Genomic DNA, 23,891 nt, shown 5'->3' with positions numbered 1-23,891 from the left:
TGGCTATGGCTTACTAGAACATGGTGATAGTAAGCAATATCTGCCCACAAGAGAGTTTTTCAAACTACCCTCTTTTCCTACAAAAAATAGGGAACACCTGATATTTGAGGATGTGTCGGGATATGAACCAGCTATCAAAAAGCTACTTCAATACGCTAGTACAATGCGGTGTCAATAAATTAACAATTCTGTTGACTGTTGACTTCCGCAGTACTAGTTACCCTACATTTATGAAATTTTTTGATGAATCAAGACAGATTCCTATATTAGGAAGTGGTAAGCACAGAATTCCTGGTTGTATAGGATGACTCTGTAGGTGTCATCTCCATACCGTTGAGAATAATTCCCATTGGTCTAACTTTTTGTTGATTTAGTTGAGTCAGCGCCTTTTGGAATAAATATCTTTGACTTACTCCCGGACGAACAACAAACAACACGCTAGAGACGATAGAAGCCATCAAAGAAGTTTCAGTAGCTGAACAAATAGAGGCGCTATCTATCAAGATGTAGTCGTAATTGCCCTTTTCTTGTAAGCTTTGCAGAGAATGTTCAAATTCTCTGCTGACAATAAAATCAACTAATTGTCTCTCAGGGTGATATACCGTCATCAGATCGATATTCGGACGAATAGAAACCGGTTGCTCTGATGGGTGGGATAAAGGAAACTCTGAGTTTTCTAATGTGGCGCTGAGTCCCGATCGCTCTCGATCGGTATCAACAATTAAGATGCGTAAACCTAAACTAGCCAGTGCGATCGCTAAACCTAAGACAACAGTAGTTTTACCCTCTCCAGATGCGGGACTGCTCACCATAAACCGCCGATTTTCTAGGTTCATGGCGTTAATAGCTAAAGCCATTCTCTGGAATTCTAAATTTGTTTCTGTTTCTACAGCAGCGCGATTTTGTAAAACCTTGAACTGAGGAACAGCACCCAAAATGGGAATTTCTGTGAGGTGTAAATCTTCTGCGCTTAATAAAGGATTGCGACTTTCGAGGAATAACGCTAAAGCCGCACTACCAAAAATTCCCGCTAAAATTACACCAATAGCGATTTTTAGCTGACTGTTGCTAGAAGGTTGGACTTCAACTGTAGGTTGATCTAATACTTGAATACTCGGAAAAGCACTAAAAGAATTTAGTTTTGCTTCTTGTACTTTACCAACTAAACCGTTATATACCCCTTCAGCAATCTTATATTGATGTTGTAGTTCTAATAATTTTGCTTGAGCCGGCGGAAAAGTTTGCAGTTTTTGATTTAACTCATCAATTTGTTTTTGGAGTTGAATTTCTTGATTTTTTAAGGCGCTGGTATTTGCTTCTGCTAATACCAAATTCTGAATTAATTCTCCGTAGTTTTCACCAATCGAGGAATTCACACCCTCTGTATTCGCTGCTGCTTGCGAGATATATTCTGTTAACTGTTTCGATAATTGTTGGCGCTGATTGAGCAAATTTTGTACCGTCGGGTGATTGCGGGTAAATTTTGCTTCAGCTTCTAAAAGTGGTACCTCTAGCTCTACTAATTTCTGGCGGATAAATTGAAAATCGCGATTTTCTGCTAGGCTTAGGGAACGAACAGCGCGATCGGAGCTTAAGCCAATGCGCTGGGAAAGCTCTTTAACATGAGCTTGAGATGACTTATACTGAGCAATGACTTGGGAACGAGTCGTAGTTAATTGAGCAACAGCTGCAACAGTTTCGCGAATTTGATTGTCACTACTGACTAATCCAGAATTTTGTTGAAATTCTGTGAGTCTTGTTTGGGTTTGGCGTAAATTTCTCAAGGCTTGATTGACTTCTGCACGCATAAACTCAGAACGCTGCATAGCGTCATTTTGCCGCAGTTGGTTCATCCGTTGTTGAAATACATTCAACAATCTTCTCGCCCTTCCTTGAGCCATCTCTTCATCGGAACCATGTACGGTAATTGAGATAATGGTTGATTCACTTTGAGGCGCAACAGTAAAAAGTTGTCGATAACTACTGAGATTCGCAAACTGAGCTTTTTCTGGATCGGAATTCCAAAGTTGGCTCAAAGTTTGATCGCTCAAAAGGATTGATGAAAAGATATTCAGGGGATTAACCTGTTGAGAAAAAACTACGCCACCACTGTTGAGACTGCCGAGAGTCCCTAAATCTGCGGTTAAGCCGCTACTTGTAACTGGTAGAATCAGCTGAGTCTTGGCAATCCAAACCTGAGGGACTCTCAAGATCAGGACAGAGGCGATCGCAAATAAAACTGTATTAAAACTTGCGAGAAAGATCCAATGTCTCAACAAGATTGCAATAACTCTATTCATAACCATAACATTTTGAGGTAGCTTCTCCCTTTAGACCACAGCCGCGATCAACAGTGGTTTATCTCACTAATCGGGATTAAAACACATCTATAAGTAACTATGGTAGATGACTTTACGATATCTTTAACTTTTCTCTGTGATTCTACCATAAAGCGTTTTCTACCACAGTTAAACCGCTTGTCTGGTATAGCTTTCAACAGTCTCAGGGCTTTATGACCAATAAAAAATGTATCCGAGTTATCTTGCCATAACCTCATCTTAACTTTAAAGACACCTTTTCTTAATCGCCGACATAGTTAAAGTAAGGGTTTTTGATTCCAGATTTTTAGCGCCGGGAAATTTGTTTATTAAGTTTAAGTAAAAAAAATCCCTGGGTCTTGCTTAATCTAGGGCACTTCGTGTTTTCTAATACTTGTAGATGTATTTCTATGTGTTCTCGCTCGAAAAAAATTTCAGGTGTCAGTAGCCCCAAATCATGCTAATTTCTGCGACTAGCGGTTACATACATGGGTTAAACGAGCCAACCACTGGTATCAAAAAAGACTCATTACCTGTATAATTGCACATCAAAGCCTAAATTGAGGTTGTTGATAATTGCGATCGCCAAGATATTCTTGGTTATAAAAAGTGTGATGTAAATAATACAACACATCTATCAGTAGCAGCACCATTTGATACTTACTATCAAAGCAAACCACCAAATACCAGCATCATTAGCTCAATTACAAATTGGGTTAATGGAAATCAGCGCGAGTAAAAATACTCCTCTGGGAGGATGTCAAATTTTTGCCAGTTCTCCTGAATCGTACTACAAAAATATACAAGCATTCCCATATTTAAAGCTGTGAAACTCACATTTGTATTCATTACTACGCCGTAGTACAAGTCAAAATATCGGGTGTTTACTAGGTAAGTTAATAACTATTCAGAATATGGAATTATATCATTTCTTCCCACAATCTTTTAAGTTTTTTTTAAAGAAACTAATTCACTCCACATATTTGCAGAATCAGGATTCGCTACGACGGGAGATTGTCTTTGTTGATTCTGGCGTAGAAAGCTATGAAAGCCTGATCAATGGAGTGCGTTCTAACATCACAGATGTGTTTCGTCTCGATTCTACTCAGGATGGAGTATGGCAAATCAGTGAAAAGTTAAGCCAGCTAAATTCTGTAGCCGCAATTCACATTGTCTCTCATGGACAGCCAGGAAAGTTACTACTTGGCGCAACTGAACTAAGTTTAAACAGTCTCCAACGCGATCGCGATCGCCTGCAAGTTTGGTCTAAAGCATTACTACCCCAAGCCGACATTCTCCTGTATGGCTGTAACTTAGCTGCCACACCATCCGGATTGCAGTTGGTAGAACAAATTAGCAAAATTACAGGTGCTAATGTCGCTGCTGCTACAACAAATGTAGGTAATAGCGCTCTCGGTGGTAAGTGGGAATTAGATGCAGTCATTGGCAAAATAAAATCTGCATTAGCATTCCCAGAAGAGGTAATGGCGGCTTATGGCGGTGTATTGGAAGCCTCAGCATATTTAAAAGTCGATCAGTCTGGTAATGGGATTAACTCTAGTACCTTCAGCAGTGGTAGTTTCCAACTCACAAACAACTCCACCACCGGACAAAAAATCCGCCGCATCTTCATTGATACCAGCGCTGGCTTTCTCCCAGATATCATTTTTGACCCCAATGGCACAGGTGGTGATACCATCGCCAAAGCATTGACGCTTGATAGCAATCCAGGTGTTGGTAATGTGACAACCAATTACCTGTTAGCTAAAGATGGTGGTTTTCAGGGTCTAGAAATACTGTTTACAGACTTTGGCGCAGGTAAGACCTTAACCTTCTCCATTGACATGGACCCAACCAGCACCAAGGGAACTGCTGCACCAGGGCCGCAAGAGTCTGCCAGTGTTTCTGGTTTAGAAATGATTGGTTCAATCGTCACTGTAGAGTTTGACGACAACACCAGCATTACTGGAGAACTCTACCGCATTCCCGACAGTGTTGATGGTTCGCAAGTTTTCCTCAAGCTCAATCAACCCACTACACCAACTATTGAAATTTTAGGGGTTTCTGGATCTCAGGCGATCGTTGAATCTGCCAATCAAACAGTCCGGATTACAGGTACACCTGGCGCTCAAGTATCCTTGCTGAGTGTTGGGGGAGCCATGTTTACCAAAACCGATGGCACAGCCTTTGATATTGACCCCTTTGAAGCCAATAGTGTCACTGGGGTAAACGAGGTTACAGTCACAATAGGTGCCTCTGGAACAGTTGATGTTCCCATCACCCTATCCACACTCAGCACTCAGAACGGCTACAAAGGTTTCAACTACATCATGGCGGCCCAAAAATTAGCCGATGGCACTACCGGGCCAGTGTCAAATGTCAAAACCTTACAACTAAATCTTCCCTCCACACCCACAGAAGTCAAAATAGAAGCTGAAGCTTTTGTTTTAAACACCTTCAGAAAAGAAACCCTAACCGCAGCAGGGGCTTCAGGCGGGCAAGGAATCAGTTTTGTTGGTAGTGCAGGATCAGAAACTGGCACAGCCTACTTTGACTTTACAGGTGCTGCTGCCTTATATGACATTTACCTTTCCTACTGGGATGAAAATGATGGCGTTGGTAGCGTTAACCTCTCAGTCAACGGCACTCAATTAGGTACAGTTAACTTTAACCAAAGTACAAGTTCAGGTAGTCCGACTACTGGTAATAAGCGGGAAGCCAAAGTAGCTCAGGCTGTATCTTTACAGCAAGGTAGCCGCATCCAATTACAAGGCTTTGAAGAATCAAACGAAGCAACCCGCATCGACTTCATCCGCTTAGTTCCTGTTTCTGGTACGCCAACCAATACCGCACCTACCAGCACCGGGATTGCTAATGTCTCTGTTGTGCAAAATGCTCAGAATACAGTCATCAAATTATTTGATGTATTCGCAGATGCGCAAGATGCAGATACTGCCCTCACCTATAGCATCGTTAGCAATACCAATCCCAATCTATTTGAGGCAGCTCCTAGCATTAATTCCAGCACTGGGGAGTTGACCCTCAACTACTCACCTACAGCCACAGGTGGCGCTCAAATTACAGTTAGAGCTACGGACACAGCAGGTCTTTTTACTGATACTAGCTTCAATGTTAATGTCACTGAACCTGCTCCTGTAGGTGAAATTAAGATTGAAGCAGAAAATATGGTTCTCACAGGCTTCAAGAAAGAGAACCTTAGTGGCGGTGGAGCCTCCAACGGTCAAGGTATCAGCTTTGTAGGTGGCGCAAGTAATGAAACAGGAACCGCTTCTATAGGTTTTGCCGGGGCGACTGGAACCTATGACATCTATGTCTCTTTCTGGGATGAGAGTGATGGTAATTCCCGCCTAGAACTCTTGGCTGGTGGAACCTTATTAAATACCCTCACATTTAACCAAAGCCCAGGTGGTACCACAGCCACCACCACCAACAAGCGGGAAGTGATGCTCGCTCAAGCAGTATCTCTCCAACCCGGTACTCTGATTGAGCTACGGGGTTATGAAGATGCATCGGAACATGCCCGTACTGACTTTATTAGATTTGTTCCATCTTCTGGTACTCCCGCCAATACTGCTCCCACCAGCACAGGTATTGCTGATATCTCTGTAGTCAAAAATGCTGCAAATACAGTCATCAAATTGTTTGATGTCTTCAGCGATTTGCAAGATTCAGATACCACACTGAAATATAGCATTGTTAACAATACCAATGGCGCATTATTTGAAGTAGCTCCCAGCATTAACGCCACAACTGGGGAGTTAACTCTCAACTACTCGCCCACAGCAACAGGTACTGCACAACTAACAGTACGCGCCACTGACACAGGCGGCCTTTCCACAGACGTTAGCTTTGCAGTCAATGTGACTACACCTCCTCCTGTAGGTGAAATCAAGATTGAAGCTGAGAGTCTAGTTGTTATTGACGGCTTTAGGGTAGAGAACCTCTCTAGTGGTTCTGGGGGTAAAGGTCTTAGCTTGATCAATGGAGCCGCTAATGAAACAGGAACGGCATACTTTGACTTTGAGGGAGCAGCAGACGCATACGATATTTATGTTTCCTACTGGGATGAAACCGATGGAAATGCTCGTTTAGAAGTCTCTGCTGGTGGCTCGCTGCTGAATACTCTCACCTTCAACCAAAGCCCTGGTGGTAGTACTGCATCTGCTGCTAACAAGGTAGAAAAACTAGTTGCTCAGGCTGTTGCTTTGCAATCTGGTACTCGCATTCAACTCAAAGGTTTTGAGGATGCTGGCGAAGCCGTACGTACAGACTATATTCGCTTAGTACCTGCTTCTGGTACACCCATCAATACAGCACCCAGCACTACAGGTATTGCTAACGTATCTGTAACGCAAAATGCACCAAATACAGTTATTAACTTGTTTGATGCTTTCAGCGACCTGCAAGACCCAGACACCGCATTAAAATATGATGTAGTGAAGAATACCAATGCTGGGCTGTTTGAGGTTGCGCCTAGCATTAACTCAACAAATGGGCAATTAACCCTCAACTATTCGCCTACAGCGACGGGTAGCTCACAACTGACAGTACGCGCCACAGATACAGGTGGTCTGTTTACTGATACTACCTTCACCGTTAATGTAATTATTCCTGGTAATACAGCACCAACAACTTCGGGTATTGGTAATGTCACGGTTACCCAGAATGCATCGGATACTCTCATCAATCTGTGGAATGCTTTTGCTGATGCTCAAGATGCTGATTCTGCTTTGACTTATACCGTTACTGGTAATACCAATGCCGGGTTGTTTGAAGTAGCTCCTAGCATTAATCCCACCACTGGGCAATTAACGCTGAACTATTCGCCCACAGCAACAGGTAGCTCACAACTGACAGTCCAAGCCAAAGATACAGGTGGACTTTCTACCTCTACCAGTTTCACAGTTAATGTCACAGCCGCAAATGCGCCAATTCCTCCAGGAGATATTCTGGTTGAAGCAGAAGACATGGTGTTGAGTGGCTATCGCATAGAAACCTCATCTGGAATTGGAGCTTACGGTGGTAAGTTAATCACCTTTGTCAATGGGTCAGCCAATGAAACGGGGACAGCCAATTTTGTTTATAGCGGGGCTGCTGGGACTTATGACCTGAATTTGGCATTCTGGGATGAGAGTGATGGCAATGCGAATTTTGAAGTCTACGTTAACGACACCCTGAGGGGCACGGTTAACTCTAATCGCAATATAAATGGAGCTACCGCCACAATCAACAATAAGTGGGAAATCCGGGCTATAGAAAACCTCGCCGTCAAATCAGGCGATCGCATCCAAATCAAAGGCTTTGAAGAGTCAGGAGATGCAGCGCGGTTAGATTATGTCCGCTTGACCCAAGACAAGTCAATTCGGATTAATACGGGTACAGGTACATCTGCTCCCAATAATGCAGCCCTTTATACCGATACAACTGGGCGCGTCTGGAATCGGGATGTGTTTTCTGTTGGGGGAATTGTCAGCGCGGTTGCTAGTACCACGGAAATCTTTAAGACCAATGATGATGCACTTTATCAAAATGTGCGATCGGCTAAGGATTTATCTTACCAAATTCCAGTGGCTGAAGGTGCTTACACCCTGAAGCTGCATTTTGTGGAACCAACCAAGACAAACTATGCTCAACGGGTGTTTGATGTCAAGGTAGAAGGCGATTTGGTTCTGGATGACTTGGATATTTTTGAAGAATCTAAGAACGCTTTCTTCCCAGGACAAAACTCTGCTTTGGTGAAGACAATCGATCAGCCTTTCTTTATCAGTGATGGTTTCCTCAACTTAGATCTGAATGCTAGTGTGGATGTTGCCACAATTGCTGGTATTGAGGTGATTGCCCTCGAAGGGCCTGCGGTGATTATCAAGCAAACCAATGGTGACACCCAAGTCAATGAAGCGGCTGGTAATGATACTTATGAAGTCGTTTTAAATACGAAGCCGACAGCCAATGTCACCATCAACATCAACTCAGGTAATCAACTCAATACCAATAAAACCGCAGTCACCTTTACTCCCACTAACTGGGATACTCCTCAGACAGTTACAGTCACTGCGATTAATGACACAGCAGCAGAGGGGATTCATTACACTACCATTACTCACACAGCTAGCAGTACTGACAGTAATTACAACAATCTTACTGTGCGATCGCTGCCTGTAACCGTACTAGATGATGATGTGGTAGCAATCAGCTTTAACAAGAAGATTGTTGACATCACCAATGTTAACGATCCTAGTATCACCGCAGACGATAATATCGCCAATGTCGCCAACCCAACGGTGGGTGCATGGGGGCCAGATGGTAGGCTCTATGTGGGCTTCTATGATGGGTCAATTCGCGCTTACACCTTTGATGACAATTACAATGTCACCGCTATTCAGGCAATCAATACCATCAAAGGGCTGTACAATGCGCAAATTTTAGGTATTGCTTTCAACCCTTATGACACGGAACCTAAAATTTATGTCTCTCACAGCAAGTTATATGCTAACGGCGGTGGTGCATTCCCAGAAACACAACTTTCTCCTTACAGTGGTGAGGTGTCTGTCCTATCAGGGGCTAACTTCTCTAATCGCCAATCGCTAATCAGTGGAATTGGCGTATCCAACCACGATCATGGGGTCAATGGCTTAGAGTTTGATAACAAGGGCGACCTTTACATTGTCGTAGGTAGCAACACCAATGCGGGTATTACTGCTGATGAAATTGGTGGTGTACCAGAATCTTACTTTACAGCAGCAATGCTGAAGGCAGAAATTACTAAGGCTAATTTCAATGGCAAGATTGAATACACCGTACCTGCTGGCAGTATCGTGCCCACTTCTTTCCCCAGTGGTTATACTCCTCCTCCAGGAGAAACCATTGGTGCGGAAGACCATCAATTAAATGGTGGCGTTGCTAATGTTGTACCTGGGGTTGATGTTTCCGTTTATGCTAGCGGTCTGCGTAACTCTTTTGACTTGGTTTACACTACCAAAGGAAAAATTTATGCTACCGATAACGGTGCTAATGCTGGGTTTGGGGACTTCTCAACCTCAGCAACCACACAGCAACCAATGGTAAGTGGCTCACCTGATGAGTTAAATCTAATTACTCAAGGAGCCTACTACGGTAGCCCCAACCGTAACAGAGGACGCACTGACGATCGCCAAAACGTTTACTATAAAGCCTCAGATCCTAGTATTCCTGGGAAGTACACCGCTCCCATCGCGACGATGACGGCTTCCACCAATGGTATTGTCGAGTATCGCGCCACAGCCTTCAACGGACAACTACGAGGTAATTTACTTGCCCAAGACTGGAACGGCCCGATCTACCGATTCCAAATGAATGCTGATGGCACTCAGGTCAAACAAAAAGACACAATGACCGGGGTTTTAGATGGGTTAGATTTGCTGACTGGCCCTGGTGGTGCCTTGTTAGGTATTGATTTAAGTGACGATGCGATCGCCGTTGCCACTCCTTTGGATCCAGCCGCAATCAACATGACAGTGTACGATATCTTCCCCTGGCGCGCTCCGGCGATTGGTGGTCAATCTTTTGTCCTTGGTGGAGATAACTTTGGTACTCTCGCCGACACCACAGTAACCGTAGGTGGAGTAGCTGCAAAACTGTCTTATGTCTCTGACAACAGAATTAAGGGAACTTTACCCACATTAACCCCAACAGGTGGAGATCTCTTGGATATTACAGTTAAATCTGGTGGAGAAACCTATACACTCACAGATGCATATCTTCCCCTTGCTTGAAGCTAAATCTGTAGGTTTTTAAGTGGATTAGGCATTGATAATGTTGGTTTATCTAGCACTTAGATATGCCTACCACTCCCTAGATATTTTGTAGAAGTTTAGACGAGGGGAGAAGACGAAGAAAACTTGAACCTATGGTTTCTAAAAGTAGCTGTAAATTCTCTAATTTCGCTTTTTTGTATGGGAAAAAATTCAATGCCAATAAATCCAAATTTTATTGGTATTGAATGGGAACGATTTCCATAATTGCTACTTTTCCAGCAATTAGATTTGATATACAGATAATTACTTCTAGCTGCTGAAAAGTTATCTGACTGATGAAAAGTAGTATATAAATTGCCAGCGTATTAACAAACTCTTACTTACTATCTTTACCTAAAAACCAATGCAGGTTCATCTTCCAGAAATTTATAATTTTCAACAAAGGGTACATCCTTCCGCTACCTGTAACTTGAAGCGATTAATTGATATTGTTGGTGCTGTCATTGGCTTAACGATAACAGCAGTACTAACAATTCCCATAGCGATCGCCATTAAATTAGATAATCCCGGCCCGATTTTTTATAGTCAGCTACGTTGCGGTTTAAATGGTCAAACTTTCCGCATTTGGAAGTTCCGCACCATGCTAGTCAATGCGGAAAATATGAAGCATTTAGTCAAAAATCAGGCTAAAGGCAATATTTTTAAGAATCACAAAGACCCGCGAATTACTCGCATTGGTGCTTTTCTCCGCCGCACTAGCTTAGATGAATTACCACAATTTTGGAATGTGTTAATGGGTGATATGAGCTTAGTTGGTACTCGTCCACCCACCCTTGATGAAGTTGAAAATTATCAGCCGCATCACTTTAAACGCTTGCTGGTTAAACCGGGAATGACAGGCGAATGGCAAGTCAATGGCCGTTCTAAAATAGAGGATTTTGAAGATATAGTCAAATTGGATTTGGCTTATCAATTTAAATGGTCTAATATTTACGATCTACAGCTAATTATCAAAACTATTCTCGTAGTATTTAATCGCAATGGAGCTTACTGATCGCCATTCAAAATCTCCAGTTTCTCATTAAATACATAGGGTTTTTTGGGTTTGAGTGCTATTAAATAGTTGATTTACGGTTGACAAATGAATGATAAAGTGTGCAAAAAACACGCTTTATGGAAAATGGTGGTAATCTTTATAACTTGGATGAAGACCGTAGAACCCAGAAAAAGCCAAGAATTTTCGCCAGTCCTGGCAAAAGTCAGTCAAAAAAATTTCTGAGTCTGATTACCAGTAGTCGGAAAATCAAGGTTTAGCAATGCTAAACCTTGATTTTTGCTAGGTTGAACAGCGTTAGGGCAGGACATTTCAAAGTTTTTTTAGAAAAGCGATCGCACAAAAACTGCTAAATGTAACAGATTGCAACGTATAATGAGAACGGCAAAACGATTAAGAAATATTGAAAAGCAGTAGGGTTAAATGCGAGTAGCGATCGCGGGAGCGGGTCTAGCAGGACTTTCCTGCGCAAAATATCTCACAGACGCGGGTCACACCCCCATCGTCTTGGAACGCCGAGACGTATTAGGCGGGAAAGTGGCAGCGTGGCAAGACGCTGACGGAGACTGGTACGAAACAGGTCTGCACATATTTTTTGGGGCATACCCCAATATTTTGCAGCTATTCAAAGAACTGGGGATTGAAGATCGTTTGCAGTGGAAAGAACACACCATGATCTTCAACCAGCCCGAGGCCCCAGGTACATATAGCCGTTTTGACTTTCCAGATTTGCCAGCACCCTTAAATGGCATAGTGGCAATTTTGCGAAACAACGATATGCTCACCTGGCCAGAAAAAATTCGTTTTGGCCTTGGCTTATTACCAGCAATGGTACAAGGGCAAAAATACGTAGAAGAAATGGATAAATACTCCTGGACGGAATGGCTGCAAAAGCAAAACATTCCCCTAAGAGTAGAAAAAGAAGTTTTTATTGCTATGTCTAAAGCATTAAACTTCATTGGGCCAGAAGAAATTTCTGCGACTATTCTGCTGACAGCCCTCAATCGCTTTCTGCAAGAAAAGAAAGGCTCCACAATGGCTTTCTTAGATGGTTCACCAACTGAGCGATTGTGTCAGCCAATAGTAGATTACATCACCGAACGCGGTGGTGAAGTCAGATTAAATGCCCCTTTAAAAGAAATTTTGCTCAACGAAGATGGTACCGTCAGGGGATTCTTAATTCGGGGACTCGATGGGGCAGAAGATGAAGTATTAACGGCTGATTTGTATGTATCTGCCATGCCCGTTGACCCCTTCAAGGTCATGCTACCAGCACCCTGGAAGCAAATGGAGTTTTTCCAGCAGCTAGATGGCTTAGAAGGAGTACCAGTAATTAACCTCCATCTGTGGTTTGATCGCAAGTTAACAGAAATTGACCACTTACTATTTTCGCGATCGCCCCTCCTCAGCGTTTATGCTGATATGAGCAATACCTGCCGTGGATATGCTAATCCCGATCGCTCAATGCTGGAATTAGTTCTAGCACCGGCGAAAGATTGGATCGCCAAATCCGATGCGGAAATTGTCGATGCAACCCTTGCCGAACTAGAAAAACTCTTCCCCCAACACTTTGGTGGAGACAATCCAGCCCAGCTGCTGAAATATCATGTGGTGAAAACGCCGCGTTCAGTTTACAAAGCGACTCCCGGTCGTCAACAGCACCGTCCTTCGCAGAAAACCCCGATCGCTAACTTCTATCTCACTGGAGATTACACCATGCAACGCTATTTAGCCAGTATGGAAGGGGCCGTACTTTCTGGTAAGCTGACAGCGCAGGCGATCTCGCAAGCAGTCCCGGTGGCAAGTGCCTCAAACCCGCAAACGCTCACCCGATCGCCCGCAACGAATGCTGCAACTGCCTGATTCACCCCCGCGCATGAAAACGCTGGTCTCTGTAGACGATTCCTACAAACTTTGTCGGCAACTCATCGCCAAGTATTCCGCGACTTTTTACCTCAGCACTTTGCTGTTGAGTAAAGAAAAGCGTCCCGCCGTTTGGGCAATTTATGCTTGGTGTCGCCGGACAGATGAGCTGGTAGATGGCCCTGCATCTGCTATGACTACGCCAGAAACCCTAGATTTATGGGAGAAGCAGCTAGAAGCGATTTTTGCTGGACAGCCAGTAGAAAACTTTGATGTTGCTTTAGCAGATACCATTCAACGCTTTCCGGTAGACATTCAACCCTTTCGGGATATGATCGCCGGTCAGCGCATGGATTTATACCGCAGTCGCTACGAAACTTTTGAGGAATTATACCTCTACTGTTACCGCGTCGCTGGCACTGTAGGCTTGATGTCCACAGCGATCATGGGGCTGGATGATAATCGCAACACCGCACCTTGGTATCGCGAACAACAGCCTTACGTCCCTGTAAAAGAAGAAATTGCCTTGGGAATTGCCAAGCAACTTACCAATATCTTGAGAGACGTTGGCGAAGATGCGCGCCGAGGGCGAATTTACATTCCTTTAGAAGACTTAGCAAGATTTAACTATACCGAGGAAGAGCTATTTAAGGGTGTTGTAGACGATCGCTGGCGTGCCTTAATGGACTTCCAAATTACCCGCGCCAGAGACTTCTACACTAAAGCAGAAAGAGGAATTTCCTACCTCTGTGCCGATGCCCGGTTACCTGTGTGGGCAGCGTTGATGCATTACAGTCAAATTTTAAACGTCATTGAACGCAATGATTACGATGTGTTCGCTCAACGTGCCTACGTCCCCCAGTGGAAAAAATTGCGTACCTTACCCTTGGCTTGGATGCGATCGCAAGTCCTATGAAAATTAGTCAATAGTCAGTAGGGGCGGGTTTTACGAGATTTTTATGGAAACAAAGACATATCGCTTAAACCCGCCCGTACAAAAATTCATCGGCGCTCGGCAAGGTTCAATAGCCCCACCGCTTTTAACCAATGACAAATGACAAAGCGCAAAGTCTGATCGGAGGAAACCTCCGTAGACGCGGAGCGGCTTGCCGCAGGCATCAGAACTTTGTAAGAATGACAAATGACTAAAAAAAGTATTTGACTTTCCTCACAGTATCCGCTACTATTAATATTCGTGACAGCTTGGAGAGGTGGCTGAGTGGTCGAAAGCGGCAGATTGCTAATCTGTTGTACGGCAGGCAACTCCGTACCGAGGGTTCGAATCCCTCCCTCTCCGTTTTTCGACCTAGTGAAAAAGAGATGAAATTAAATTTTCATCTCTTTTTTGTTGTTAAGTGTCCCAGAATATCCTCAACAACATTAAAGCTAATACATACTAACTATAGTCTTTGTATTATGGAAGCATCCCAAATGTGCAAAAAAGCCCTCACCCTATAAGGGTGGGGCTAGAAATACGAAGCCTGCCTTCGCAGGCTATCAAACTTTTAGCCTGCGAAGGCAGGCTTTGTTGGTATAGCAATACCCTTCTAGGGTATTGCGTCAAAATTGGGATGCTCCCCGTATTATCGAGTCAGGCATTTTGTCTGCCCCACAAAAGATTGATAGAATTTAATACGCAAATTAAATATGTTATATCCTATACTAACTCAATATGAAGATGCATTTAATTTAGCCTGGGCAGACAGGCTACCCTGCAGGAAGCCGCTCCGCGTCTATGTTTGTTTAGCCTCAGGCTTCTAAGCTGCGGGCGTTAATGTGCAGCTTCATAAAGAATTAGTATTAGATTAAAACTACTATCAAAAATCCGACAATTCGCTTTTTAAGTGAAGATCGCTACTGTCCTAATTATTAATATTTAGATTTGTCTGTCTACTGAAGATGATACCTCGAAAGCAAGCCAAGAAACAGGCTATTGATTGATTGAATATGCCTTGACAGTCAGAGCAAAAACGCTAATTCTCTCAGTTTAGTATTTGAAAAAATTTTTGGCTTTCGATCCTGAAATAGCGTCAGGAAAATATTTTTTAATGCACAATCACAGATTTTTGTCAATATGAGATTGACAGTAAATCTACACAAAAAATTCCTAAAATAACTAGACATATTTTTATATTTTTTTTACAATTTATTTTAATGCCTAAACTTTTGTTACTTAAATTTAACTTAAAGACTACTTCTTTAAGAAATGGAGCTTCTTCAGCAATCAGAACAGCTTTTGCTAATGGATACTAGATGATTATCCGGCAATAGTAATAAAAAAATAGTTAACTCAAATCAACCACATAAAGGATTTTTATGTCTGATACTTTAACTAAATTTAGCTATCAAACATTCCAACAAGGCAAAGCTTTTTTTGGTCAAACTCACAAAATATTAGTTGAACAAATTAGTAATATATTGCTTCCAAAATTTAAACAGAGGATGGAAGAAATCCCAAACGAGTTATTATTGCAATTACAACAAAAATATAACAATTTACTAGAAATAGACTGGCAGGATGCTGAAGCAGGAGTTTATCCAAAAGCTTTACTGTTTGATAATCGCTGGGAAGATTTTTTCCTTATGTATCCCATGATATGGCTTGATATTACTCAAATATTAAATCGACTACAAAAAAGTAAATATCAAAACTTTTCGCCAGCAATCGAGACAGATGGATATCCTGGTTACTACTTGCAGAACTTCCATCATCAATCTGATGGCTATTTAAGTGATATGTCTGCTAATTTATATGACTTGCAAGTCGAACTTTTATTTAATGGAACATCTGATGCAATGCGTCGGCGTGTTCTTGCGCCTCTTAAGCAAGGTTTAAAGGTTTTTCAGTCAGTTAGAGCACACAAAATTCGGATTTTAGATGTAGCTTGTGGAACTGGCCATACTCTGAAGATGATTCGGTCTGCCCTGCCTAAAGCATCATTATATGGTACTGATTTATCCCCAGCTTATTTGCGTAAAGCAAATGAAATTTTATCGCAAATTCCTGGTGAATTACCACAACTCTTACAAGCCAATGCTGAAAAGCTACCTTATGTAGATAATTATTTTCATGCTGTCACTTCTGTTTTTCTTTTTCATGAGCTACCAGCAACAGTTCGTCAGACGGTCATAAACGAATGTTTTCGAGTGACAAAACCAGGTGGAATGTTTATTATCTGTGACTCAATCCAATTAGATGACTCTCCGGAAATGGGTGCGATCATGCACAACTTCCACACACAATACCATGAACCTTACTACAAGCATTACATTAATGATAATTTGGTAGCACGTTTAGAAAAAGCAGGATTTGCAAATATTGAGACACAAACCCATTTTTTAAGTAAATATTGGATTGCTCATAAGCCAGAATAAAGTTATTTAATGGCTTTTCAAGAAAAATAAAAACCAATTTTTACTATGTAGATGGTGCAACAATTTGAGGGTTGATTATCTCAGTAATAACCTGTTAAAAATTGGCTCACCATCTATTAAAATGCTTTGACTACTGAATTGGTATTCTCCAATCTGGGACTGGCAAAAAATAAATTATGCCCTTGGGAATCACGCTCATCATTTGTAGTAAATGTATATTTTATTTCTTTCAAGATTCGGAAATGTGAATACCCACCCACCTTTTTGATGACTTGCGGAAACTGTTAAAAAACTTAATATTATCAGATTATTCATCAAGTGGCGATCAAAGCTATTCACACTCTATCAAAATCTGTCTTCAGATATAGGTATTAATGTCGGCGTAACTACGTCTATATCTGCAGGAGGATGATATTATTTATGCTTTGGAGTCTGTTTAAAGCTATCTAACCTGAAAATATAGTTAGAATCTTACTTTCAGACTCCTAAAGAATAGAGGAGTGAAAGTATTTATGCACAGAATTCGTACTGCTTTAGCCTTGAGTGTGGCTACCCTAGCAACAGGCGTATTTTTAGGGGCTTGTAGTGAAACTGCGACAAACCCCAATACCACAGGTAGCACTGGAACTTCCGCTAGTCCAGCAGGTAACTCAACTACCGCACCAAGTAGCGCTAAGGGATTGAAAATAGGCTCTCTATTACCTACAACTGGTGACTTAGCATCTATCGGTCAGCAAATGGTGGGTTCGGTTCCTTTGCTGGTTGATACAGTTAATGCATGTGGTGGCGTTAATGGTGAACCTGTAACCTTAGTTCCAGTAGACGATCAAACCGATCCGAAAGCTGGTGCTGCGGGTATGACTAAACTGGCGACTTTAGATAAGGTTGCTGGTGTAGTGGGTTCTTTTGCTAGTAGCGTTTCTACTGCGGCTATCTCCGTAGCTACACCCAATAAAGTGATGCTGGTTTCTCCTGGTAGTACCAGCCCGGTATTTACAGAAAAGGCGAAAAAAGGTGACTTTCAAGGCTTTTGGGCGCGGACTGCTCCCCCAGATACCTATCAAGCACTAGCTTTAGCTCAACTTGCTAAGAAAAAAGGATTTAAGCGCGTTTCCACTGTAGTGATTAACAATGACTACGGTGTTGGTTTTGAAAAAGCATTTGTAGAAACTTTTGAAAAATTAGGCGGAACTGTAGTTAATAAAGATAAACCAGTCCGCTATGACCCGAAAGCCCAGACATTTGATACCGAAGCTGGTGCGGCTTTTGCGGGGAAACCGGATGCTGTATTAGCGGTACTTTATGCGGAGACAGGTAGTTTGTTCCTCAAAGCGGCTTATCAGCAAGGCTTGACGAAAGGTGTGCAAATTCTGCTCACAGATGGGGTAAAAGCACCTACTTTCCCAGAGCAAGTGGGTAAAGGTAGTGACGGTAAATACATATTAGCTGGCGCGATCGGTACAGTACCCGGTTCTGATGGTAAAGCTTTGGAAAGTTTTAACAAGCTGTGGAAAGAGAAAAAAGGCGGTACTCCTGGAGAATACGCACCTCAATCTTGGGACGCAGCTGCACTTTTAGCCTTAGCTGCGCAAGCTGCTAAGGAAAATACAGGTGTAGGTATCGCCAGTAAAATCCGAGAAGTTTCTGCTGGGCCTGGTACAGAAGTTACCGATGTTTGTGAGGGGTTAAAATTACTGAAAGAAGGTAAAACTATTAACTACCAAGGAGCCAGTGGTAACGTAGATATTGACGCTAATGGTGATGTGGTTGGTGTCTACGATGTTTGGACTGTTGGCGATGATGGACAAATTAAGGTGATTGACAAGGTTAGCCCGAAATAGGGTTTAGGGGCTAGGGCTTGTTTTTAAACTCTCAATATACAAGGTTAGGTTGAGGAACGTAGACCAGAAGAGGCTTTGTGCTGGGTAACCCAACATTTAGTCACTGGCGAATGGAATCATCCCTATTCTCGCGAACAAGCCGCCTACCCCGCACCTTGGACTCGCCAAAATAAATTCTGGCCGAGCGTCGGTAGAATTGATGCAGCTTTTGGCGATAGGAATTTTGTCTGTTCTTGTCTGCCAATGGAAGCTTATTCACAGCAGTAGTTATTGGTAATACATAACTATTAAAAATCACGCAAAGGTTTTGTCCTTGCGTGATTTTATTTATATAGTTTTTGCGGCACATCAATATATTCTAGAGGGCATGGCAGTGCCATGCCCCTACCATCTGTCGCATTCTTTTTACAAATTGCTATCAGTTAAGCATAGATTCCTTCTATTTCCTCTTCTCTCTGCGTCCTTGGCGTTTTGGCGTTGAATTCCTTCTTAGTTGTTGGTATTTCATTTTAATTAATTTGTATTTGAAAATAATTGCATTTTGTCGTCAGAGGTTCTTTATTCACGCTCTTCATGATTATTTCCTCAACTAAAATATGGTCTGGTAAATAATGCTGTTAATTCTTCTTTTATAGATAATGGTTGATATCCTAACGCAAAGGCTTTAGAACTATCTAAAGAAACATCTGCAGGTCTTGGTGCTGCCATTTTTACATCTTTTTGATAACAGCCTTTAATTTTCGCATCGCTAATTTGAAATACCTCTACTAATAACTGACCAAAATCATAACGCGAAATTCTTTCTTTACCGCCTAAGTGAATTAATCCTTGAACTTTTTCTAAAGCTAATAATAAGCCTTTAGCAGCAGTTGTACCACTTGCTGGTGTACGAAATTCATCTATAAATAAATTCAGTTCTTTACCTGATTTTAATGTATTTATAAAAGGTTGAATGAAGCTGTTTGCAGTTGGCGTAACTGTGCCAAACATTAATGGCATTCGACAGACTGCGGTTTTAGGATATCTTGCTAACATACCTAATTCAGCTTGAATTTTTTGCTCTCCATAAATATTTACAGGACATACTGTATCTGTTTCTTTATAGGGAGCATTTAAGCCATTGAAAACTAAATCTGTTGATGTAAATGCACAAGGAATTTGATAATCTGCACAAAGTCCAGCTATATTACATGATGCTGTGACATTAATTTGATAGGATTCTTCAGGATTATTTTGGCAAAAGTTGGGTTGAGAAAGTGCTGCAGTATGAATAACTGCGGTTGGATTAATATTATTAAATATATCTTTTAATTCTTGAAATTCTGTCAAGTTAACTTTTTGCATCTTGACATCAGGTATTTCTAGAGCATGGTAAAAATAAGTACCGTAAACTTCCCATTCTGTTTTAGCTAATTGACAAATATGCCATCCTAAAAAACCACTCGCGCCAGTAATCAATAATTTTTTCATATTTTTTGGAAAATAATCTAACTATAGATAAATCTAGTAGAGTAAATAGTTAAAGGTTTGTTGTGCGTACTTCAGTCCTTACTAGAAAATCAATGCCAATTTTTGGAAATTGCTAAATATAGTTCTGTTTATTCCTACTTTGTTACTTAGTTGAAACAATATCTTATTTTATATGCAACCGAACTAATATTTAAAAAATTCTCAGTAGGGTGTGTTGTCGCATAGCGCAAGGCACCACGGTTTACACCATTTCACAAAAAATACGATCCGAATGTAAATTGGCTTGAAGGAAGAAACCCAACATATTAAAGTATTATAATTGTTGGGTTTCACTTCGTTCAAACCAACCTAATACATACAATGATAAGGGTACAAAAATGTTGTACCCTTACTACTGATATAGGATTCATATTTGATTTTTTAACAAATACGTAGGGTGTGTTGTCGCGCAGCGCAACGCACCAAATCCCATAATACGGTGCGTTACACTTCGTGATAACGCACCCTACATATACTTAGATTTTTTCAGAAATCAAATCGGATTCCTATATATACAGTATATTGCAGGTAAATTAGGTACGCGCTTCGGGGCATGGCAGTGCCAGTGCCCCTACAATCAACGGTAATCTGTACTCAACTCTCAATTAAATTAATTTGGCAATCGCGCCACCGCCATTAGCTTGCAAAACTGGGGCAAATGCACGACACATATTTAGGGTACCAAAATAATTAACTTCTATTTCGGCTCTAGCACTTGTAAGATCTGTTGCAGAGATTAAAGTAGTTATCATTTTGTGTTGATTTTTAATCTGGATAAGCTAAACCAGTGCGAGGATCGCGGATATATAATCCCAGTGTTAAACTGCGAATTACTTCATCCCAAATTGGTGTTAATTCTTCTGCTTGATCCGCCCAATAATCGAATGTAATTAAACATTGAATATTTGAGCCTAAACCAATGCAAGTCCGGGAAAAAGCGTCTCTGGGTTCGGTTTGGGTATCAATAAATTTAATTTCTGTCCAGACAATTTTGGCTGTTTGGCGCTTGACGGTAATAATTTCTCCCCTTTCAATCACATTGCGGCTATCATCTTCCATGATTTTGCGCAAGGTGGCTTTGAGGGGAAACATACTCCAATCATTAGGCGGAAGTTGATTAAAAGATACTTCTAGACAGCAATCATCATTGGGTGGTTTTTTGTCCATGAACTTGAAAGATTTTTCTTGTGGCTCAAAAACCCAATTTTGGGGTACATTGAAGCGAACAGCGCCGCGATTGGCTACAAAGATTTTGTAGCCTGATGGCGATTCCCAACGATGATCGGGTTTGAGTTCAAGGGTTTGTTTAATCCACTGGAGATTGCTTTTCTTGCGCTTTGTCATAGGAAGTTTGCATATCTGCTCAAGACGGCGATCACTCATTTTGATTATGGTATCAAATCCTCAGCTATTCCGCTTTGAAACTAGCCAGAGGAAATTTAGCGGCTGAATTTCTTACTTTTGGATATATGACATCTCGAACTTCTGGATGAGACCAAGTGTTTTTGATTTGTGCGACCTTACATAGGTAAGCATAAAGACTCAAGATTAATAAACAAAGAACTATGCCCGATCAAACATTTAGAAAAAACATTCCAGAAGTTGACCCCACAGAGATTGAAGATGCTCGCACTGCGATCGCGGATGAAAATCGCTCTTTCCTAGAAAAAGTGATGGTGAGAAGCGGATTCGCGGATCTTTATGATGCTAGAGACTTTAGCGAAGTCGTATTTCGCGTGATGCGCGACTTGATGACAACCGATGCGATCGATCGCGTTGAATCAGAATTGCATCATCCAGCTTTAGAGACAGATGAAAAAGCGCTGCAAATGGAAGTTGCTGAACTCTGGAAAGATACTAACCCCATTGTGAGATTTTTAAGTCGCGTTCGTCAACCTTTGCGCGGCCCGGCTCCCATTGGCATTGATTCTAATCTGTTTCTTACCAGAGTTGCTAATGAAAGCGGAATTCCCGGAACAGTAGACAGAGATCGAGCGATTCAAGCGGTATTTGCTGCAACCAAAGACGAACTTTCTCCAGAACGGATTCAAGAAATTGCTGGCTGGCTTCCCGATGAAATCCGCGCACTTTGGGAACAAGCTTAATTCGCAGTAGGCAAAATTAAGTCTGTTTGTAGATGCGATCGCAAACATATTTGCACCGAGTAATACCAATTTACAAAAATCTCGAGCCAGATAGATTTTTCGTAGGGGTTTAGCATTGCTAAACCCTTACCCATATATAGGATTTAGTTTTTTATTTCTACTGAAGATGTTTGCGGAAAAACCCTGTCAACTCTCGCCAAGCATCTTCAGCCGCTACAGGATTGTAGGAAGAACGCTCATTACAGAAAAACCCATGATCGGCGTCAGGATAGACTTTAATACTGTATTCTTTACCGAGTTCTTGTAACCGAGACTCAACTTGCTTGATGCGATCGCTCGGAATAAATGGATCGACACCGCCAAAAAATAAGTAAATTGGCACTGTAATATTTTTTGCCTCAACCAACCACTCATCGAGAACCATGCCGTAAAAAGGAGCCGCCGCCGCAATCTCTGATGATAAATAGCAAGCGGTGAAAAAACTCAAACCCCCACCTAAGCAAAAACCAGTCACGCCTATTTTATCAGGATACACATCAGTGCGTGATTTTACATAAATTAACGCCGCCTGCATATCTTCTTTCATGGGTTTACCAAAATCGAGACGATACATCATCGCCATCGCTGACTCAACTTCATCGTAGCCAAATTTATTGTTAGGTAACTCGCGATAGTACAAATCTGGCGCGAGAACTACGTAACCTTCTTTGGCGATTCGTGCTGCAATATCGCGAATGTGCGATGTTAAACCAAATGCTTCCATTAATAAGATAACGGCTGGCTGGCGTTTACCTTCAGCATGGGTACATAACCAAGCCGGCATTTGTCCGCCGGGAGTAGGAATTATTACTTCGGTTTGTTCGATTTGCACCTGATTACCTCTGCTGTGACGAGAACAGTTAGGGAATGTATTTATTGTGACTGTTTTTCACCCAGAAGAGCAGCAGTTTACTTTCTTCGAGGACGCACCTCAAAAGCTAAATCAGCGCGGTAAAAACAAACATCAAACTCTGTAAAGAAATTCATGTGTCCGAGAATTAGAGGTGCTTCTGTTGATTTTGTCCAAGCAAATGCAAGTAAGACAGGAGGAAATTCTGCAACTTTAGCTGATAGCACTAAACCCCGTGCTTCCATACTCGCTAGATTCCCGCTTAACTGAATTGGGACTGTTTGCTCTTCCCAAATTGCTCCTAGTTGCAAACCAATTTCATAAGGTAATACGTTAACACTTGCACCTGTATCCAGCAAAGCCATGACTTCAATAGCTCTGTTTCTAAAACTTAAAGTCAATGGTAAATAGGGCATAGCGCTAGAAACACCAACAGTTATGCTACGCTCAATAAACGGAAATCTTTTACCCTCAAGCATCACCTTCTTTTTTCGCTGCTATCAACAGTTCAGATAATGTCTGAGCAGCTTCATACGCTTCATAAGGAGACCATACAACTGCTTCAGTTGATTCTAGTTGCTGTAAAAGCATATTTTCCTGGTTTTGATTATCAGGAGATTCTAAATTGCATCCTTCTTCCCTTGCTACTTCCAGCAAGAGAAAATGTATCAGGCGCAGTTTGTCTTGATGGGTTAGCTTACTAACAGCCGCTAGCAACTCATTTAGAGGCATATCACAGATTATTAATAGGTAAAAATTGAGGTATCTCTTGAATTTTTCTTATTTTAACCCATAAAATCAAAGCATTGGCAGCGAGTGAAGTGCGATCGCTCTTTTGTAAAAATGCGATCGCCTCAACAGTCCACAAGCATAATCTAGATTGCTATCTAACCTAACTTATTACCAGAATTTCCTCCCTTTCCTCAAAAGCAAGCTGCTCTGGACGTTCAAGTGGTTCACCTTCCCAACTACCTACTACTTCAGCAACAAACTTGTGCGAGTATCCTAATTCTTGGGGTGTTTTGCTTGCAGACTGTGAGGCTTCCTGAATCACAGGTTGAAAGACAATCACCACATCTAACTCTTGGTTAATAATTTCTGGCGGCAGCTGAACTTGTAGAATTCCGTCATTACCAATATATGTCCTAACCTTAATGCTTTCCATAATCCGATCTGCTAACCA

The 23,891-nt window shown here is 41.8% G+C and carries 17 protein-coding genes and 1 tRNA gene; 10 read left to right on the top strand and 8 right to left on the bottom strand.

Annotated elements, in window-relative coordinates:
• Positions 1 to 266: 266 nt before the first annotated feature.
• On the bottom strand, positions 267 to 2,300 hold the full coding sequence (locus H6G08_RS01400) for a GumC family protein (RefSeq protein WP_190538513.1): 2,034 nt from the start codon (positions 2,298 to 2,300) through the stop codon (positions 267 to 269).
• Between the two features lie 1,001 nt (positions 2,301 to 3,301).
• Here H6G08_RS01400 and H6G08_RS01395 point away from each other — a divergent pair.
• From H6G08_RS01395 to H6G08_RS01355, 9 genes are all read left to right on the top strand, one after another.
• On the top strand, positions 3,302 to 10,090 hold the full coding sequence (locus H6G08_RS01395; RefSeq protein WP_190538512.1) for a DUF4347 domain-containing protein: 6,789 nt from the start codon (positions 3,302 to 3,304) through the stop codon (positions 10,088 to 10,090).
• A gap of 385 nt (positions 10,091 to 10,475) precedes the next feature.
• A complete protein-coding gene (locus H6G08_RS01390) occupies positions 10,476 to 11,126 on the top strand; it encodes a sugar transferase (RefSeq protein ID WP_190538511.1) in 651 nt (216 codons plus the stop codon).
• Positions 11,127 to 11,227: 101 nt separating this feature from the next.
• On the top strand, positions 11,228 to 11,386 hold the full coding sequence (locus H6G08_RS01385) for a hypothetical protein (RefSeq protein ID WP_190538510.1): 159 nt from the start codon (positions 11,228 to 11,230) through the stop codon (positions 11,384 to 11,386).
• Positions 11,387 to 11,549: 163 nt separating this feature from the next.
• Positions 11,550 to 12,989 carry a 15-cis-phytoene desaturase gene (gene pds, locus H6G08_RS01380; RefSeq protein ID WP_190538509.1) on the top strand — a complete coding sequence of 480 codons (1,440 nt, stop codon included), beginning with the start codon at positions 11,550 to 11,552 and terminating at the stop codon, positions 12,987 to 12,989.
• The gene (crtB, locus tag H6G08_RS01375; protein ID WP_096642945.1) at positions 12,973 to 13,905 is read left to right on the top strand and encodes a 15-cis-phytoene synthase CrtB; all 933 of its coding nucleotides are present in this window, start codon (positions 12,973 to 12,975) and stop codon (positions 13,903 to 13,905) included. Before pds ends, crtB begins: the two co-directional genes overlap by 17 nt.
• A 289-nt stretch (positions 13,906 to 14,194) precedes the next feature.
• A tRNA-Ser gene (locus H6G08_RS01370) sits at positions 14,195 to 14,286 on the top strand.
• Positions 14,287 to 15,305: 1,019 nt separating this feature from the next.
• The gene (locus H6G08_RS01365) at positions 15,306 to 16,364 is read left to right on the top strand and encodes a class I SAM-dependent methyltransferase (RefSeq protein WP_190538508.1); all 1,059 of its coding nucleotides are present in this window, start codon (positions 15,306 to 15,308) and stop codon (positions 16,362 to 16,364) included.
• 512 nt (positions 16,365 to 16,876) lie between these two features.
• Positions 16,877 to 18,205, top strand: a complete 1,329-nt coding sequence (locus H6G08_RS01360) for an ABC transporter substrate-binding protein (RefSeq protein ID WP_190538507.1) — start codon at positions 16,877 to 16,879, stop codon at positions 18,203 to 18,205.
• Between the two features lie 75 nt (positions 18,206 to 18,280).
• A complete protein-coding gene (locus H6G08_RS01355; protein ID WP_190538598.1) occupies positions 18,281 to 18,472 on the top strand; it encodes a hypothetical protein in 192 nt (63 codons plus the stop codon).
• A gap of 318 nt (positions 18,473 to 18,790) precedes the next feature.
• Here the strand turns inward: H6G08_RS01355 and H6G08_RS01350 are convergent, their stop codons facing one another.
• The 3 genes from H6G08_RS01350 to H6G08_RS01340 form a co-directional block, all read right to left on the bottom strand.
• On the bottom strand, positions 18,791 to 19,675 hold the full coding sequence (locus H6G08_RS01350) for an SDR family oxidoreductase (protein WP_190538506.1): 885 nt from the start codon (positions 19,673 to 19,675) through the stop codon (positions 18,791 to 18,793).
• Between the two features lie 644 nt (positions 19,676 to 20,319).
• Positions 20,320 to 20,466, bottom strand: a complete 147-nt coding sequence (locus tag H6G08_RS01345; RefSeq protein WP_242046038.1) for a hypothetical protein — start codon at positions 20,464 to 20,466, stop codon at positions 20,320 to 20,322.
• 13 nt (positions 20,467 to 20,479) lie between these two features.
• Positions 20,480 to 21,058, bottom strand: a complete 579-nt coding sequence (locus tag H6G08_RS01340) for an Alr1449 family protein (protein WP_190538505.1) — start codon at positions 21,056 to 21,058, stop codon at positions 20,480 to 20,482.
• 221 nt (positions 21,059 to 21,279) lie between these two features.
• Between H6G08_RS01340 and H6G08_RS01335 the strand changes: the two genes are divergently transcribed.
• Positions 21,280 to 21,819, top strand: coding sequence for a DUF2267 domain-containing protein (locus H6G08_RS01335; protein ID WP_190538504.1), 540 nt, complete (start codon positions 21,280 to 21,282; stop codon positions 21,817 to 21,819).
• Positions 21,820 to 21,976: 157 nt separating this feature from the next.
• Here the strand turns inward: H6G08_RS01335 and H6G08_RS01330 are convergent, their stop codons facing one another.
• The 4 genes from H6G08_RS01330 to H6G08_RS01315 form a co-directional block, all read right to left on the bottom strand.
• Positions 21,977 to 22,690: a dienelactone hydrolase family protein gene (locus H6G08_RS01330; RefSeq protein ID WP_190538503.1), complete on the bottom strand. Its 714-nt coding sequence runs from the start codon at positions 22,688 to 22,690 to the stop codon at positions 21,977 to 21,979.
• 77 nt (positions 22,691 to 22,767) lie between these two features.
• Positions 22,768 to 23,187 (bottom strand): pepsin/retropepsin-like aspartic protease family protein, encoded by a 420-nt coding sequence (locus tag H6G08_RS01325; protein WP_190538502.1) that lies wholly within the window; start codon positions 23,185 to 23,187, stop codon positions 22,768 to 22,770.
• Complete coding sequence (locus H6G08_RS01320; RefSeq protein WP_190538501.1) at positions 23,180 to 23,440, bottom strand: hypothetical protein; 261 nt, start codon at positions 23,438 to 23,440, stop codon at positions 23,180 to 23,182. Before H6G08_RS01320 ends, H6G08_RS01325 begins: the two co-directional genes overlap by 8 nt.
• Positions 23,441 to 23,600: 160 nt before the next feature.
• Positions 23,601 to 23,873, bottom strand: coding sequence for a hypothetical protein (locus H6G08_RS01315; protein ID WP_190538500.1), 273 nt, complete (start codon positions 23,871 to 23,873; stop codon positions 23,601 to 23,603).
• Positions 23,874 to 23,891: the final 18 nt, after the last annotated feature.

The sequence above is a fragment of the Calothrix anomala FACHB-343 genome (assembly GCF_014696435.1).
Taxonomy (GTDB): domain Bacteria; phylum Cyanobacteriota; class Cyanobacteriia; order Cyanobacteriales; family Nostocaceae; genus Aulosira; species Aulosira anomala_A.
The sequence above is the reverse complement of the archived record's forward strand: the minus strand, read 5'-3'. Positions and strand labels throughout refer to the sequence as shown.

Excerpts from the sequence above, each read along its gene's own strand:
- H6G08_RS01340 (WP_190538505.1), bottom strand. The coding sequence starts at position 21,058 with ATGACAAAGCGCAAGAAAAGCAATCTCCAGTGGATTAAACAAACCCTT.
- H6G08_RS01325 (WP_190538502.1), bottom strand. The coding sequence starts at position 23,187 with ATGCTTGAGGGTAAAAGATTTCCGTTTATTGAGCGTAGCATAACTGTT.
- H6G08_RS01320 (WP_190538501.1), bottom strand. The coding sequence starts at position 23,440 with ATGCCTCTAAATGAGTTGCTAGCGGCTGTTAGTAAGCTAACCCATCAA.
- H6G08_RS01400 (WP_190538513.1), bottom strand. The coding sequence starts at position 2,300 with ATGAATAGAGTTATTGCAATCTTGTTGAGACATTGGATCTTTCTCGCA.
- H6G08_RS01345 (WP_242046038.1), bottom strand. The coding sequence starts at position 20,466 with ATGATAACTACTTTAATCTCTGCAACAGATCTTACAAGTGCTAGAGCC.
- pds (WP_190538509.1), top strand. The coding sequence starts at position 11,550 with ATGCGAGTAGCGATCGCGGGAGCGGGTCTAGCAGGACTTTCCTGCGCA.
- crtB (WP_096642945.1), top strand. The coding sequence starts at position 12,973 with ATGCTGCAACTGCCTGATTCACCCCCGCGCATGAAAACGCTGGTCTCT.
- H6G08_RS01335 (WP_190538504.1), top strand. The coding sequence starts at position 21,280 with ATGCCCGATCAAACATTTAGAAAAAACATTCCAGAAGTTGACCCCACA.
- H6G08_RS01360 (WP_190538507.1), top strand. The coding sequence starts at position 16,877 with ATGCACAGAATTCGTACTGCTTTAGCCTTGAGTGTGGCTACCCTAGCA.
- H6G08_RS01365 (WP_190538508.1), top strand. The coding sequence starts at position 15,306 with ATGTCTGATACTTTAACTAAATTTAGCTATCAAACATTCCAACAAGGC.
- H6G08_RS01315 (WP_190538500.1), bottom strand. The coding sequence starts at position 23,873 with ATGGAAAGCATTAAGGTTAGGACATATATTGGTAATGACGGAATTCTA.
- H6G08_RS01390 (WP_190538511.1), top strand. The coding sequence starts at position 10,476 with ATGCAGGTTCATCTTCCAGAAATTTATAATTTTCAACAAAGGGTACAT.
- H6G08_RS01350 (WP_190538506.1), bottom strand. The coding sequence starts at position 19,675 with ATGAAAAAATTATTGATTACTGGCGCGAGTGGTTTTTTAGGATGGCAT.